General features: G+C 69.3%; 20 protein-coding genes. 13 read left to right on the forward strand and 7 right to left on the reverse strand.

Features of this window, described 5'->3' with window-relative positions:
- Positions 1–227 precede the first annotated feature (227 nt).
- Positions 228–776, reverse strand: coding sequence for a hypothetical protein (locus tag FFS20_RS16500; RefSeq protein WP_026529655.1), 549 nt, complete (start codon positions 774–776; stop codon positions 228–230).
- A 301-nt stretch (positions 777–1,077) separates the two neighbouring features.
- On the opposite strand from FFS20_RS16500, the gene FFS20_RS18490 reads away from it, so the two are divergent.
- The 5 genes from FFS20_RS18490 (at position 1,078) to FFS20_RS16515 (ending at position 2,668) form a co-directional block, all read left to right on the forward strand.
- Positions 1,078–1,212: a hypothetical protein gene (locus tag FFS20_RS18490; RefSeq protein WP_276203063.1), complete on the forward strand. Its 135-nt coding sequence runs from the start codon at positions 1,078–1,080 to the stop codon at positions 1,210–1,212.
- Positions 1,205–1,525 carry a hypothetical protein gene (locus FFS20_RS16505; protein WP_026529654.1) on the forward strand — a complete coding sequence of 107 codons (321 nt, stop codon included), beginning with the start codon at positions 1,205–1,207 and terminating at the stop codon, positions 1,523–1,525. The genes FFS20_RS18490 and FFS20_RS16505 overlap by 8 nt, the downstream gene beginning before the upstream one ends.
- Entirely contained in the window at positions 1,512–1,787 is a 276-nt protein-coding gene (locus FFS20_RS16510; RefSeq protein ID WP_026529653.1) for a metal-sensitive transcriptional regulator, read from the forward strand. Before FFS20_RS16505 ends, FFS20_RS16510 begins: the two co-directional genes overlap by 14 nt.
- 66 nt (positions 1,788–1,853) lie before the next feature.
- Positions 1,854–2,018 carry a hypothetical protein gene (locus FFS20_RS18025; RefSeq protein WP_169737488.1) on the forward strand — a complete coding sequence of 55 codons (165 nt, stop codon included), beginning with the start codon at positions 1,854–1,856 and terminating at the stop codon, positions 2,016–2,018.
- Positions 2,015–2,668, forward strand: coding sequence for a class I SAM-dependent methyltransferase (locus FFS20_RS16515; protein WP_026529652.1), 654 nt, complete (start codon positions 2,015–2,017; stop codon positions 2,666–2,668). Before FFS20_RS18025 ends, FFS20_RS16515 begins: the two co-directional genes overlap by 4 nt.
- 39 nt (positions 2,669–2,707) lie before the next feature.
- Here the strand turns inward: FFS20_RS16515 and FFS20_RS16520 are convergent, their stop codons facing one another.
- From FFS20_RS16520 to FFS20_RS16540, 5 genes are read right to left on the reverse strand one after another with little or no spacing between them, the layout of a single operon-like run.
- The gene (locus FFS20_RS16520) at positions 2,708–3,406 is read right to left on the reverse strand and encodes an aspartate/glutamate racemase family protein (RefSeq protein WP_026529651.1); all 699 of its coding nucleotides are present in this window, start codon (positions 3,404–3,406) and stop codon (positions 2,708–2,710) included.
- Between the two features lie 30 nt (positions 3,407–3,436).
- Positions 3,437–3,763: a hypothetical protein gene (locus tag FFS20_RS16525; RefSeq protein WP_035744497.1), complete on the reverse strand. Its 327-nt coding sequence runs from the start codon at positions 3,761–3,763 to the stop codon at positions 3,437–3,439.
- A gap of 32 nt (positions 3,764–3,795) precedes the next feature.
- Positions 3,796–4,779 (reverse strand): M56 family metallopeptidase, encoded by a 984-nt coding sequence (locus tag FFS20_RS16530; RefSeq protein ID WP_026529650.1) that lies wholly within the window; start codon positions 4,777–4,779, stop codon positions 3,796–3,798.
- Entirely contained in the window at positions 4,776–5,165 is a 390-nt protein-coding gene (locus tag FFS20_RS16535) for a BlaI/MecI/CopY family transcriptional regulator (RefSeq protein WP_137826894.1), read from the reverse strand. The genes FFS20_RS16530 and FFS20_RS16535 overlap by 4 nt, the downstream gene beginning before the upstream one ends.
- Positions 5,162–5,755 (reverse strand): hypothetical protein, encoded by a 594-nt coding sequence (locus FFS20_RS16540; RefSeq protein WP_051619753.1) that lies wholly within the window; start codon positions 5,753–5,755, stop codon positions 5,162–5,164. Before FFS20_RS16540 ends, FFS20_RS16535 begins: the two co-directional genes overlap by 4 nt.
- A gap of 92 nt (positions 5,756–5,847) precedes the next feature.
- On the opposite strand from FFS20_RS16540, the gene FFS20_RS16545 reads away from it, so the two are divergent.
- From FFS20_RS16545 to FFS20_RS16570, 6 genes are all read left to right on the forward strand, one after another.
- The gene (locus FFS20_RS16545; protein ID WP_051619736.1) at positions 5,848–6,600 is read left to right on the forward strand and encodes a thioredoxin domain-containing protein; all 753 of its coding nucleotides are present in this window, start codon (positions 5,848–5,850) and stop codon (positions 6,598–6,600) included.
- Between the two features lie 6 nt (positions 6,601–6,606).
- Complete coding sequence (locus FFS20_RS16550) at positions 6,607–7,476, forward strand: cytochrome c biogenesis CcdA family protein (protein WP_137826895.1); 870 nt, start codon at positions 6,607–6,609, stop codon at positions 7,474–7,476.
- Positions 7,473–8,729 (forward strand): PQQ-binding-like beta-propeller repeat protein, encoded by a 1,257-nt coding sequence (locus tag FFS20_RS16555; protein WP_051619735.1) that lies wholly within the window; start codon positions 7,473–7,475, stop codon positions 8,727–8,729. The genes FFS20_RS16550 and FFS20_RS16555 overlap by 4 nt, the downstream gene beginning before the upstream one ends.
- A gap of 52 nt (positions 8,730–8,781) precedes the next feature.
- The gene (locus tag FFS20_RS16560) at positions 8,782–10,191 is read left to right on the forward strand and encodes an MBL fold metallo-hydrolase (protein WP_026529645.1); all 1,410 of its coding nucleotides are present in this window, start codon (positions 8,782–8,784) and stop codon (positions 10,189–10,191) included.
- A gap of 100 nt (positions 10,192–10,291) precedes the next feature.
- Positions 10,292–10,891: a rhodanese-like domain-containing protein gene (locus tag FFS20_RS16565; protein ID WP_026529644.1), complete on the forward strand. Its 600-nt coding sequence runs from the start codon at positions 10,292–10,294 to the stop codon at positions 10,889–10,891.
- A gap of 121 nt (positions 10,892–11,012) precedes the next feature.
- A complete protein-coding gene (locus tag FFS20_RS16570; RefSeq protein ID WP_137826896.1) occupies positions 11,013–11,900 on the forward strand; it encodes a sulfite exporter TauE/SafE family protein in 888 nt (295 codons plus the stop codon).
- On the opposite strand, the gene FFS20_RS16575 is transcribed toward FFS20_RS16570, so the two are convergent.
- Positions 11,883–12,762 (reverse strand): IS5 family transposase gene (locus tag FFS20_RS16575; RefSeq protein ID WP_137826897.1). Its coding sequence is split into 2 segments (ribosomal slippage): positions 11,883–12,404 and positions 12,406–12,762, totalling 879 coding nucleotides; the frame shifts between segments, so codons are not numbered across the junction. The two genes, FFS20_RS16570 and FFS20_RS16575, sit on opposite strands and share 18 nt — an antisense overlap.
- 123 nt (positions 12,763–12,885) lie before the next feature.
- Here FFS20_RS16575 and trxA point away from each other — a divergent pair.
- Together trxA and FFS20_RS16585 are read left to right on the forward strand one after the other, a co-directional pair.
- Positions 12,886–13,251: a thioredoxin gene (trxA, locus tag FFS20_RS16580; protein ID WP_026529640.1), complete on the forward strand. Its 366-nt coding sequence runs from the start codon at positions 12,886–12,888 to the stop codon at positions 13,249–13,251.
- A 79-nt stretch (positions 13,252–13,330) separates the two neighbouring features.
- Positions 13,331–13,792, forward strand: a complete 462-nt coding sequence (locus tag FFS20_RS16585) for a hypothetical protein (RefSeq protein WP_137826898.1) — start codon at positions 13,331–13,333, stop codon at positions 13,790–13,792.
- Positions 13,793–13,843: the final 51 nt, after the last annotated feature.

Genomic DNA, 13,843 nt, shown 5'->3' on the forward strand with positions numbered 1-13,843 from the left:
CAACTGGACCGCGTCGGCTTTGAACTCCGGCGTGAACGTCCTGCGATTCGTAGACATGATTCCCTGTCGTGCCTTCCTGGTAACGACTGTCTACGAGAAGTGTCACACCCCACGATTCGGGCTCATCAACCGCATTCCTGGGATGGGATTCCTGACCACCTCTTTCGCGGGCACCAGACGGACCGCGCTGAGGACTGCGCGACGGGCGGGTCTCGACAATCCCGCGACTAATCGACCGGTTCGAGCCCAACGAACTTCATCCGGTCCTCGCCGTAGAAGCATGTCTGCAAGGCGAATGAACCGTCGAGGCCAAGCAGGTCGTCGGTGGTCGCCCAGGTCTTTGGCGTGTGGCGGATATCAACCACTTCATACACCTGATCGCTGCCCTCGACCTGCACCCGTTGGCCTATCTCCCAGGGGAGCAGGACGTCGCCTTGACAGTTGTTGTGGGCTGCCCATACCGGCGGAACACCCTCCCGCTCGTAGGAACTCATCTCCGTGAACGTTCCGTCGCAGCCGTCTAGTTCGTGCACGCCACCCGTGGCGCCCAAGTCCACGGTGGGCAGGTCTCCGAACGCGTCCTCCCGCGCGGCATGGATGCTTCCCGTCACCGCCGTCTTCACCGTCCCGTACACATACTCGACCCGCTCCGGCGCGGCGAGAAGGCCTACCAGCACCGCCCCGCCAGCGAGGACGAGGACCGTCCCCGCCGCCGCGCCGAGGGTCCCATGCCAGCGCCGCGGCGGCTGCTTGCTCCGTCCGACTGTCTCCCGCATGCTCCGAACCCCGTTCCGCGCGTCGACCAAAGCTCATGCTCGACTATCCATCATAGTTACTATCTAGCATAGTCGTATGGTTCAGCCGGTCTTCGCCGGCCGCCGTGAGGTAGCCGCCTCCCGGCCGGCCCGTGACCTCTGCGGCCTACACGGCCCGAGAGGAGTGGGCTGCGTGAGGAGCGATCGGCGGGCGCTGCACAACCCTGCGGAGAGTCCGCTTGCCTCTGTCGCGGAGACCTCGTTCGCGACGCTGCGATGACAAGAGTTGAGATCGAGATACCCCCGGGGGTATGTTGGAGTCATGGGTGCGACCGAGATCAGGCGAGAGAACCCGACCCGGGTGGTCGAGGAGAGCTCGGTGCTGATCCTGGGCCTTTGGGCCGACCACCCGCTCGACGGCGTTCCTGACCGTCGGAGGAGTTTCGCCTATGTCTGACCAACAGCTCACCTGCGCCCCGGCATGCCGCGCCGGCGTATGGGCGCGGCTGAGCCGTGGAGCCGTCGCCCTGATCGTCGGCTCGTTCGGTGCGTCCATGCTGTCGACGGACCCGGCGATCGCGGTAGTCGCCGGCGTGATGGCCGCCGTCATCGCGGTCATGGCGGTCACGGGAACATGCCCGACGAACTGGCTCACCACTGGTCGGCAGTCTCAGACGCCGCAGCACACACTCGACATCCCCGATGCCCGGCAGCACGTCGACCTGACGAGCGCCCCCGTCCCGAACAGGAGTTCTCATGTCCACGAGTGACCCCGACGCCCAGCGCCGCATCCTCAACCGGCTCCGCCGCGCCCGCGGCCAGCTCAACGCCGTCATTGACGCGGTCGAAGGCGGCGGGTCGTGCCGGGAGGTGGTGACCCAGCTCGCGGCGGTCTCCTCGGCGCTTGACCGTGCCGGGTTCGCGATCATCTCCACCGCGATGAAGGACTGCATCGCCGACCCCGACGGCACCAACCGTGCCGACGACATCACCACCGAGGAGCTGGAGAAGCTGTTCCTCACGCTCGCCTGAACGAGCGATCCTCACGACCAACCGACAGACAGCCCTCGAAGGAAGAAGCAATCCATGTGCCGAGCTGTGACCTGTAAGACCTGCGGCAAGACCACCTGGGCCGGCTGCGGCCAGCACATCGCCGAGGTCAAGCGCACCGTGCCGGCGGGCCAGTGGTGCCCCGGACACGACAAGGAGAAGGAGAAGGCACCCGCGACGGGCGGGTTCTTCGCCCGCCTGTTCGGACGATGACAGGCGCCACGCGCCACGACTCGCCCTCTCAGAATCCTCAGGAGTTCTGGGAGGGCCGCTACCGGGACGCCGAGCGCGTGTGGTCGGGCCGCCCGAACCCTAGCCTGGTCCACGCTGTGCAGCACTTGGCTCCGGGGAAAGCGCTGGATTTGGGGTGCGGGGAGGGCGCCGACGCGATCTGGCTCGCCACCCAGGGCTGGATCGTCACCGGCGTGGACATCTCCGCCACCGCGACCGCGCGCGCACGCCGCGAGGCTCAGCGTCAACAGGCCAGCGCGGCCACCCGGTTCGTCACCGCCGACCTGGCACGGTGGGAGCCGGACGACGGCCCCTACGATCTGGTGACCGCCAGCTTCCTGCACTCGCCTGTCCCGCTCCCGCGCATCGCGATCCTGCAACGCGCAGCCACCGCGGTGCGCGCCGGCGGTCACCTCGTGGTCCTCTCCCACGCCGCACCCCCACCCTGGGTCGACGCCGCGGATCATCCCGCGCACAGCTTTCCCAGCCCGGCACGACAGTTCGTGGAGCTGAACCTCAACGAGCACGACTGGCTCGTCTTGAGCATCCAGACGCACACCCGACACGCCACCGCACCCTCCGGCGAGGCCGCCGAGCTGACCGACGGGGTGCTTCTCCTCCAGCGCCGGTGACCGGCTCGTCCCGGCGCGGCGGACCCGCTGTGGGGCGGCTTAGCCGCGGGACATCGCGGTCTGGACGGTGGCTTCGACGTGCAGCGTGGTCGAGTCCAGCAGCGGCAGTCCCGGCACGTCGTCGGGGCCGACCAAGAGGATGATCTCGGTGCATCCGAGCACGATCGCCTCGGCCCCGGCCGCGTGGAGGTCTGTCATGACCCGGATGTAGGTCTCCCGAGACTCTGGCCGGAACACGTGTCTGGTCAGCTCGTCGAAGATGATCTGATCGACCGTGGCCCGGTCGACGGGCTCCGGGGTCAGCACAGTGAAGCCCGCTCGCTCGAGTCTTCCCCGGTAGAAGTCCTGTTCCATCGTCGGCGCGGTGCCGAGCAGTCCCAGCCGGGTCACCCCGAGGTCGGTCGCTGCGGTCGCGACCACATCGGCGATGTGCAGGAACGGGACGGTGATCGCCGCCTCGATGACGGGCGCGACCCGGTGCATGGTGTTGCTCCCGCAGGCGATGAAGTCCGCTCCCGCCCGCTGCAGGCCCCGGGCTTTGCCTGCCAGATACTGTCCGGCCTCATCCCAGGCTTCGGCGCGCACGCATCGTTCGATGACGCCGAAGTTCACGCTGGACAGCACCAGCTCGGCTCGCTCATGCCCGCCACGCAGCTCGTTCACGCGGTCGTTGATCCGGCGGTAGTAGTCCACCGTCGCGACGCTGCTCATCCCGTGCAGCAACCCGATGGTCCTCATCGGCGCTCCATCTGCCACCTTCTGGTCCGGTCAGATGCGGATGTAGGCGGCGCCGGCCAGTTGCGCGTGGACGATCGCGGTGACCGCGGAGGGGACGGTGCCGACCTCGGGTCGCAGCTCGCCGGGGTCGATGCCGCGCCGTCCGAGCCCGACGCTGCACGCGGCCACCTCGGTGTGCTCGGGCACCTGGACGGCATCGGTGCCGGTCAGGCCGGCCAGTGCCGGGCCGTTGACGACGACCCGCACCCGCACTCCCAGGCCGGCGGCGTGGAGTCCGGCGGCGGCGTCCAGCGCCCGTTGCACGTCGGCGGGGTCGTCGGCCACGTGCAGGATCACCTCACGAGGGTTCTCATCCATGGGCTTGGTTGTTCTCTCTTGTTCTGGCGGGGTCAGGTGGCGCAGCCGGTGAGGGCGGCCGAGACGTAGGGCAGGTGGACGGCGGCGGCAAGGGCGGCCATGCCGACCAGATATGCGGCGATCGCGACGGCGGGCAGGGCGCCTGCCAGCCCGGCGCTGGGGTGGACGAGGTGGCGGATGCGTTCGGGACCGGCGGCGTGGAGGGCGACCGGGCAGGAGTGCTGCGGCATGGCGGGGTGGGTGCGTTCGCCGAGCTTGACCAGGGCGCTGACCAGCGCCGGGGTTCCTGCGTGACGGCGGGCCTGGTCGTCCGCGGCGATCTCCAGGTAGTGCGGCAGCGCGTCGGCGGCAGCGCGGATCAGCGGCACCCACCGCAGGTAGGCGGCGATGCTGTCCACCAGCGCGGTGATGAGGTGGTGGCGTTGGTGCAGGTGGGCGTGCTCGTGGGCCAGCACGGCGGCCAGCTCGCCCGGCTCCAGCGCGCGCACCGCGCCGGTGGAGAGCACGATCCCGCCGTGACGGGCGGGGAAGGTGAGCGCGAACGGGTGCTCGGCGTCGACCAGTGCCACCTCGTGTCCATGCAGGAGCTGCCGCCGCGCGCCGTGCAGCAGCGTGCGGGCGGCGTGCCGGGAGCGGGAGCTACGCCGGGACATCTGGCGGGCAAGCCCTGCTCCCAGGGCAAGGGCCAGCGCCACCGGCAGGGCGAGCAGCAGCACCGCGGGCACCAGGGTGTCGGTGGTGTCGGCGGCGAACGGGTTCGCGGCGCTCAGGCACCGTTGGCAGACCTCGGCCGCGCGTTCGGGCAGCAGCGCGGGGCCGGCTCCGGCCCAGGCCAGCACGGGGCCGATCGCCAGCAGCGTGACCAGCCAGACCCCGATGCCGCCGGCGACGACCACGATCGCCAGGCGCGGGACCCGCACCAGAGCGGGGGCCGCGTGCCGCAGCAGAGCCGGCCCGAACACCGCCAACGCGATCAGTCCGGCCGAAAGCGCCACCGTGAGCATGCCCACGGTCATGGCATGTCTCCCCGGTCGCGGCGTTCCAGGTAGTCGCGCAGCAGGTCCAGGTCGTTCTCGGGCATCGAGTCCACGAACTGCAGGATCGAGGCGGCCCGGTCGCGGCTGGCCTCCAGCACTTGCTCCATCAGCCCCGCGGCGTGCTCGTTCCTGCTGATCTTGGCGCCGTACCGGGTGGACCGGTTCTGCCTCGTGATGGTCACCAGGCGCTTGCGATCCAGGTTGGTGAGCACGGTCGCGATGGTGGTGTAGGCGGGGTCGGAGGGCAGGTGCTCGATCACTTCGCGGACGGTGGCCGGGCCGTGGTCCCACAGCACGTCCATCACCTGCGCCTCCAGCGCCCCCAGGCGCAGCAGGTCGCCCGAGCCCCCATCGGCGGCCTTCATCGCACAGCCGCCACCGGCTCGGGGCGGACCGGGCACGCGACCTGCCCGCGCAGTCGCCACACCAGTGCGACGCCGGTCAGGATCAGCGCGCCGAGCGCGAGGAACGGCTGCACGGGAGTGAACCAGGTGATCGCTCCCGAGTACCCCAGCGCCAGCAGCGCCAGCTTGTTGCACACCGGGCACCCCACCGCGAACCACGCCAGGATGCCGCCGGCCATCCCCATCCGACTGCTGCGCCGCGCCTGCACCTCATCGGCCGCGTCGGTGGCGGTGCTGCCGTCCTCGCTGACCACGTTCGCCTGCTGCTTGTCCGCGGCGGCGCGGTACGGGCGGACATAGGTGGCGACCAGCATGCCCGACAGCACCGAGGTGACCAGCCACACCGGATAGTTCCACCACACCGGCGGGATGTCTCGACCGAACACCGGGTTGGGGATCAGCACCGTCGCCACCCCGATCACCACCGCGACGACCGCCGAGGCGGCGATCGCGACCAGCACCTGCCGGCCCGTCCACCCTCGAAGCGCCTGGACCGCCAACCGGAAGCTTTCACCGATGCCCTGGCGGGATCGAGTCGTGGGAGAGGTCATGGAACCCATTCTGACATGACTCGACTACCACGCATAGTCGACTATCTGAGATAGTAGAGATCGGTGCCCGCGACAGTGACAGGAGAATCCCTATGCCCACCGAGACCACGAACCGCCCGAAACCGTCGAACCGTTCGAGGTCGTCATGGGTCGTGCCGGTCGCCGTGTTGACCCTGGCTGCTGTCCTGATCGCCGTGATCGTGGCGGTGAACTGGGGTGGCACGACGGCCGAGGAAGGGGGCTCGCCGTCGGATAACGGCGCGCCGACGGAGGTGCAGAACCCCGAGCAACCGGACCTGTCTGCGGCCGAGACCAGGGACGAGGCGGACCTGCTCGCTGCCGGGCCCGTGGATGCGCCGGTAGTGCTCGTGGTGTTCTCGGACTATCAGTGCCCGTTCTGCGCCAGGTGGAGCGAGCAGACGCTGCCATCGATGATGGAGCACGTCGACGCCGGTGACCTGCGGATCGAGTGGCGCGACATCAACGTGTTCGGTCCCGCGTCCGAGCGCGCAGCGCGGGCCTCGTACGCCGCCGCCCTCCAGGGGGCGCTCTGGGAGTACCACGACGCCCTGTTCGAGGACGGGGAGCGCAGGTCCGAGAGCGAACTGAGCGAGGAAGCCCTGATCGCCTTGGCCGGCGAACTCGGTTTGGACACCGAGCAGTTCACCGCCGACCTGGGCTCGGAGGAGACGGCGCAGGTGATCGCCGCCAACCAGCAGTTCGGATTCGACCTCGGCGCCACCTCCACCCCGATCTTCATCCTGGGCGGACAGCCGATCGTCGGGGCGCAGCCCACCGAGATCTTCGAGGACGCGTTCCAGACCGCGCTCGACGCGGCGGAGTGACCCCGCGTGGACATCGGACTGCTCGCCGCGTTCGCCGGCGGCACGCTCGCGCTGCTGAGCCCGTGCGCGGCGCTGCTGATGCCGGCGTTCTTCGCCTCCACGATCGGCACCGGCCCCCGACTGCTGCTGCACGGAGCCGTGTTCTACGTCGGCCTGCTGACCGTCCTGGTCCCCGTGGGAGTCGGAGCCGGCGCCCTGGGGACGCTGTTCGTGACCCACCGGCAGGCGATCGTGCTCGTCGCCTCGCTGGTCCTGGTCGTCCTCGGCGCGGCACAGGCGCTCGGGTTCGGGTTCGACCCTGCCCGGCTGCTACCGGCCGGGGCCGACCTGCACGCGCAAGCGGCGTCCAAGACCGGACTGGTCAAGACGGTGCTGCTGGGCGCTGCCAGCGGCATCGCGGGATTCTGCGCCGGCCCGATCCTGGGCGCCGTGCTCACCCTGGCCGCCGCCCGCGGCGACACCCTCGCCGCCGGCGTCATGCTCGCCGTGTACGGCGCGGGAATGGTGCTGCCGCTACTGCTGATCGCCGCGCTCTGGCAGCGCCTCGGCGCCCGCGGACGCCGGTTCCTGCGCGGGCGAGCGTTCACCGTGCTGGGCCGGGAGCTGCACACCACCTCGGTGGTCACCGGGCTGCTCATCATGGGCGTCGGGGTGCTGTTCTGGACCACCAACGGCCTGGTCGGGGCTCCCGAACTGGTTCCGATCGACGCCCAGGCCTGGCTCCAGGAGAACACCGCGATCCTGGCGAACCCGATCCTGGACATCCTCGCCGTCGTCCTCATCGCCGGGATCGTGCTCGTGCTCTGGGCCAGACGCCGCCGCACCCGCGCTCGCGCTGACGCCCAGGCGGGCGAGCACCGCACGGAACAGTCATGACGCCGCGCCGGCGACGCTCCAGCCTTGCCCTCGCCGCCGTGGCCGCGCTGCTGGTGACCGGCTGCGGGGCATCCGAGCCCGAACCCGTCCGAGACCCCTACCCGGTCGATGGGTCGCTACCCGTGGTGGACACCTCGGGCATGCGGCTGCCGACGCCATTCGAGGAGCTGGAGGTCGTGGACCCCGGGTGGGACATCACTCCGCAGTACGCGGACGGGGTGTATCTGGCCGCCGGCGAACACGACGGCGTGCTGGAGTTCACCGCCGTGGACGTCCACGGCGACGTGCTGTGGGCCGCGCAACGTCCAGCGAGCTGCACCGGGTTCGTCGTGACCACCGACGCGCACGGCCGAACCCTCGCGATCCTGGGCGACCTCCAGACCACGGCCGACGCCCTGGCCGCCACGACTGCCACCGCCTACGACCTGACGACCGGAGAACAGGTCTGGGGCCCGGTCGAGGTTCCCGGCCCCTACCAAGGCCCCGGCCTGGTCTTCGCCGCACCTCCCGAAGGCTTCATGGGCGAGACCGGCCCACGCGTCGCGCTCGACCCCACCACCGGAGACGTCGCGGCCGACGAGTCGAGCCCCGAACGCATCCGCATCATCGGCGAGTACCACGGCATCGTGCTGCTCACCCACGAGGACGCTCTGATCGCGCGCGACACGGCCGACGATCACGAGCTCTGGCGCGTCCCCCTCGCCGAGCACGGCTGGACAGCGGCGTCCATCAGCGCGTCCCTGCGCCCTGCACCGGGAGACGGGCTCGCGCTCATCGCCACCTCCGAGACCACCGGCGCACTCCTCGACCTGGATCAGGGCAGCATCGTGAGCAGCACCGCACGCGACGCCGCCGTAGACCCCACCACCGGGACCCTCGTCACCCTGGACGACACCGGCCTGCACGGCTACGACACCGACGACCGACCGCTGTGGTCCCTGCCTGTTGCCGCCGAGACCACCATCGCGGCGATCGGCGGCGTCTTCCTCTACCTGCGAGAGGACGGAGCGATCCGGGTCCACAACGTCCTCACCGGCGATGTCGCCCAAGCCTACGAACCCGACGGCCAAGGACCGATCATCGTGCCCACCCACATCACCATCAACGGCGCTGCACTCCTCCTCCAGGAACGACGGCACCTGGTGGCGACGATCGCTGAGTCCCCTCTGAACGAGTCCTCCCCGACCTCCAGCCCCGCCGGTATGGGGGCGCTCGGGTCGCACTCTCGACTTGAAATACCCCAGGGGGTATGAGACGGTAAAAAGACCCCCAGGGGTATCAATGCCATCGACGGAAGGATGAACAGTGCTCCTCGAACGCATCTACGACGAGGACCTGGCGCAGGCCGGGTACTTCATCGGCTGCCAGGCCAAGGGCGAGGCGGTGGTGATCGACGCGCGCCGCGACATCGCGGACTACCTGGCGCTCGCGGCCAAGCACGGCATGCGGATCGTCGCAGTGACCGAGACCCACATCCACGCTGACTACCTGTCCGGGACCCGCGAGCTGGCTGCGGCGGTCGGCGCCGAGGTCTACGTCTCCGGCGAGGGCGGCGCGGACTGGCAGTACGGGTTCGACGCCCGGCGTCTGTACGACCGCGACACGATCACGATCGGCAACATCACGATCCAGGCCCGGCACACGCCTGGTCACACCCCTGAGCACCTGGTGTTCCTGGTCACCGACGGCGCCTTCGCCAGCGAGCCCGGCTACCTCATCTCCGGCGACTTCGTGTTCGCCGGGGACCTGGGCCGCCCCGACCTGCTGGACGAGGCCGCGGGCGGGGTCGACACCCGCTTCGAGGGCGCGCGGCAACTGTTCACCAGCTTGCGTGAGGTGTTCCTGACCTTGCCCGATCACGTCCAGGTCCACCCGGGGCACGGCTCCGGCAGTGCGTGCGGCAAGGCGCTCGGAGCGCTGCCCTCGACCACGGTCGGCTACGAACGCGCGAACGCCTGGTGGTCGCGTCACCTGGCTGCCGACGACGAGCAGGGGTTCATCGAGGAGCTGCTCGACGGGCAGCCCGACGCGCACGCCTACTTCGCGAGGATGAAGAAGCAGAACCGCGAGGGTCCCGCTGTGCTGGGCGAGCGCGGCCCGGTGCCAGAGCTGGCCGTAGCGGAGGTGGCGCGGCGGCTGGAGGCCGACGAGATCACCTTCGTCGACACCCGCCCGCCGGCGCAGGCCCATCAGGGCACCGTTGCCGGCTCGCTCAACATCCCCGATGGCCCCAAGACCGCCACCTACGCCGCCTGGGCCTACGATCCCGAGACCGACTCGCGTCCGCTGGTTCTGCTGGCCGACGACCAGACCGCCGCCCAGGCGATCGCGGATCGGCTGCTGCGGGTCGGCATCGACCAGACCGCCGGCTACGTCACCACCATCGACGGGCTTCCCCTGTTCGTCCCGCCCCTCATCGAGCCGGCCGAGCTGGCAGGTTTCGATGCCGCGCTGCTGCTGGACGTGCGCCAGCGCAGCGAGTACGCCGCCGGGCACATCCCCGGCGCCACACAGCTCAGCGCCGCGCGCGTGCTCTGGCACCAAGACGAGCTGCCGCGCTCCGGCACGATCGTGACCTACTGCCAGTCCGGGATGCGGAACACCGTCGCCGCCAGCGCCCTACGACGCGCCGGGCACGACGTCGTAGAACTCGACGGCAGCTACAACGCCTGGCGCGCATGGCAGGAGGCCACCAGCGAGACCGCACTGGCCTGATGCACAGCGGACCGCTCGCATCCTCCGACGGGCGGTCGGCCCCAGCCCCTTCCGTTCGCATCTCCGCTGCCCGCGGCCAGACCTGACGAGGAACCACCCCATGACCAATCCCTCCGCCGAACTCCGAACGATCACCGCCGAGGAACTCGCCCAGTGGCGTCAGCTCCACGACGACCTCACGATCATCGACGTGCGGTCACCGGCCGAGTTCGAGACCCTCCATATCCACGGCTCGTACAACGTCCCGCTGCCGCTGCTGACCGAACACGCCTCGGAGCTGGCAGAGCGGCTCGGGCACCGCGCGGTGCTGGTGTGCCAGTCCGGCAACCGCGCCGCCCAGGCCCAGCAGCATCTCGCTGCCGCCGGCGTGCGGACGGCCAACGTGCTCACCGGCGGCGTGCCCGCCTTCGAAGCCGCTGGCGGCCAGGTGGTCCGCGGCGCAGCTCGCTGGGACATCGAGCGCCAGGTGCGGTTCACGGCCGGGCTGATCGTCCTGGTGAGCCTGCTCGTGGCCGAGTTCCTCTGGCCGGAGTCCCGGTTCATCGCGTTCGCGCTCAGCGCCGGGCTCGTCGTCGCGGCGCTCACCGGCTCCTGCCTGATGGGCCGCATCCTCTCCCGCATGCCCTGGAACAAGGTCACGGCCAGCCCCACCGCACGGAGCGCGATCGCATCCATCCCGGTCGCGACCCGGGAACTGTGATGCCCTTGCGTGCTCCGACGTTCCGACGGCGTTCAACTGCAACGACCCCGCATCTTGGACCGGCATCGGCACGGTCGGCGTCACGACCCGCAGCACCAACCACGATGCCCGGTGAGCACGAGTGAGCGGCACCCTGATCCTCACCCTCGTGCTCGCCGTCGGTGTCGGGCTCGCGCTAGGGACGCTCGGCGGTGGCGGGTCGATCCTGACCGTCCCGCTGCTCACCTACATCGCAGGCATGCCCCCGAAAGAGGCCATCGCGGCCTCGCTTCTGATCGTCGGCGTGACCTCGCTGTCCAGCCTCGTCGTGCACGCCCGGCACCGTCGAGTCCGATGGCGCACCGGGCTCATCTTCGGAGCCGCTGGCATGGTGGGCGCCTTCGCCGGAGGACTCATCGGAGGCCAGCTCCCCGGTGCCGTGCTGATGGTGGCCTTCGCGATCATGATGATCGCCACCGCGATCGCGATGGTCACCAGAAAGCCCAGGCGCGACACCGACCAACCCACCGCCGATGCGGGGACCGGCCGCGCCCACTCGCTGCCGATGCTGCGGACCATGCTCGAAGGCATCGTCGTCGGCCTCATCACCGGGATCGTCGGCGCCGGCGGCGGCTTCCTCATCGTCCCCGCCCTCGTGCTGCTGGGCGGCCTCAGCATGCCGGTGGCCGTGGGCACCTCACTGCTGGTGATCGCGATGAAGTCCTTCGCCGGACTCGCCGGCTACCTGACCACGGTGACCCTCGACTGGCCCCTCGTGGCCGCGGTCACCGCGATGGCCGTGCTCGGAGCGCTCCTCGGTGCGCGCCTGTCAGGACGCATACCAGCCGACGCCCTCCAGAAGGTCTTCGGCATCTTCGTCCTGCTCACCGGAACGCTCGTGCTCCTCATCGAGCTGCCGCCGGCCTGGGCGATCGCCACCGGAGGCCTCGGACTCATCACGGTGGTCCTCGTCCTCGTCTGCCGGCTGACCGCTCTCAACTGTCCCTTCGGCCTAGGGTGTGTCTCGTAAATAGTTGAGCCAGGCAATCACACCATTGAGCACAACCGAGGCCCGGTACACGATCGCGAGTTTGTCGTACCGGGTGGCGAGCCCACGCCATTGCTTCAACCGGCAGTAGCCTCGTTCGATCGCGTTCCGGTCCCGGTACTTCTCAGCATCGAACCTCGGCGGGCGGCCACCTCGCGAACCGCGCCGCTTCCGGTTGGCCTGCTGGTCGCGAGGTTCGGGGATCACTGCCTCGATACCACGGTCTCTGAGGTGGGTCCGGTTCGCCCGCGATGAGTACGCCTTGTCACCCAACAGGGCGTCGGGCCTGTTGCGACGCCCGACACGAAGCTGTTCCATGAGCGGGATCAGCATCGGCGAGTCTCCGTCCTGACCGGCCGTGCAGATCGTCACGAGCGGCAGGCCCTGCCCGTCAACGAGTTGATGCGTCTTCGTTGATAACCCGCCCCGGGAACGACCGATCGCATGATCAAGCGGCTCGATCAGCAGATTCTTGTAATTCGATGAATCCCTTTTTTACCCGAGCCACATTCGTTGCGTGCTGGTGCGCGCGAGCGATCGTGGAATCCACCGACACCGACCAGTCGATCAGGCCTGCACGATCGGCGTGCTCGTGCAGGCGAGCCTGCACGAGATCCCAGCTGCCCTCGCGAGCCATCCGGGCATGCCACCGCCAGACGGTCTGCCACGGCCCGAACACTTCGGGGAGATCACGCCACGCGATCCCGCACCGATACCGGTAGATGATGCCCTCGACCATTGTGCGCGCATCAGCGAACGGGCGGCCCTGCCTGCCCGTCGGGCCGGGCAGCAGATCAGCGATCATCCCCCATTGATTATCCGAGAGGAGCTGGAAACGTGACATGCCTCCACACTCCCAGTTCCCACAAGAATCTTTACGAGACACGCCCTAGCCCGACCGACCCCGGGCTGATCCGCTTCACCTCACAACACACCGTCGCCGACCAGACTCCGGAGCCCCACCCTCATGACAACCATCGACCTCACCGAAGACGCATTCTCAGCCGCCATCACCGACCATCCCATCGTGCTGGTCGACTTCTGGGCCGCCTGGTGCGGACCATGCCGCAGCTTCGCCCCCGTCTTCGAGGCCGCGTCCGCCGAGCATCCCAACATCCTGTTCGCCAAGGTCGACACCGAGGCCCAGGCATCCCTGGCCGCCGCCGCACAGATCACCTCCATCCCCACGCTGATGGGCTTCAAAGACGGCGTCCTGGTCTACTCCCAGCCCGGAGCACTCCCAGCCAAAGCGCTACACGAACTGATCGGCAAAATCCGCGACCTAGACATGGACCACGTACGCGCGCAAATACAGGAGTCCGACCCTCGCTAGAACAGGGAGCAGCACCATTTCCGGGCTCAGAGTCGAGACATCTGCCGCCACGCGCACGCGGGCGTCCGAGCCTGCGCCCTTGCCGCTGTGGGCCGCGATGCCAGTTGCCGGCGTGGCCGGGCTCGCGATGGATGCGGCGTTCCCCTCACTCGGGTGGTGGCCGCTGGCGTTCGTCTCGGTGACGTTGTCCCTGGTCACTCTCATCGGGCGACGGTCCTGGGCGGCGCTGCTGGTCGGGACAGTCTTCGGCGCAGCGTTCTGGTTTCCTCACGTGTCCTGGTCGGCGCAGTTTCTCGGGGAGCATCCGCTGAGCTGGGTCCCGTGGGTGGCCCTAGCTGGCGCGCTGACGATCTACACGGCTGTGCTGACGGTGCCGATCGCCCTCGCCTACCGATGGCTGCCGCGCCGGCGCAACACCTCCGCGATTCGGCTGCTGGCGCTGCCGCTGCTGGTAGCGGGAGCCTGGACGATCCGCGAACTCTGGGCTGTGTCAAGTTTCGTAGACGATCTCTTTGTGGATCAGGCGGCGATCGCGGCCTGAAGGGTGTAGTCGGCGCGCGCTTCGGCGGGCGTGCGGTAGCCGAGGCTCGAG

Source organism: Brevibacterium sp. 2SA, from assembly GCF_005502845.1.
Classification (GTDB): domain Bacteria; phylum Actinomycetota; class Actinomycetes; order Actinomycetales; family Brevibacteriaceae; genus Brevibacterium.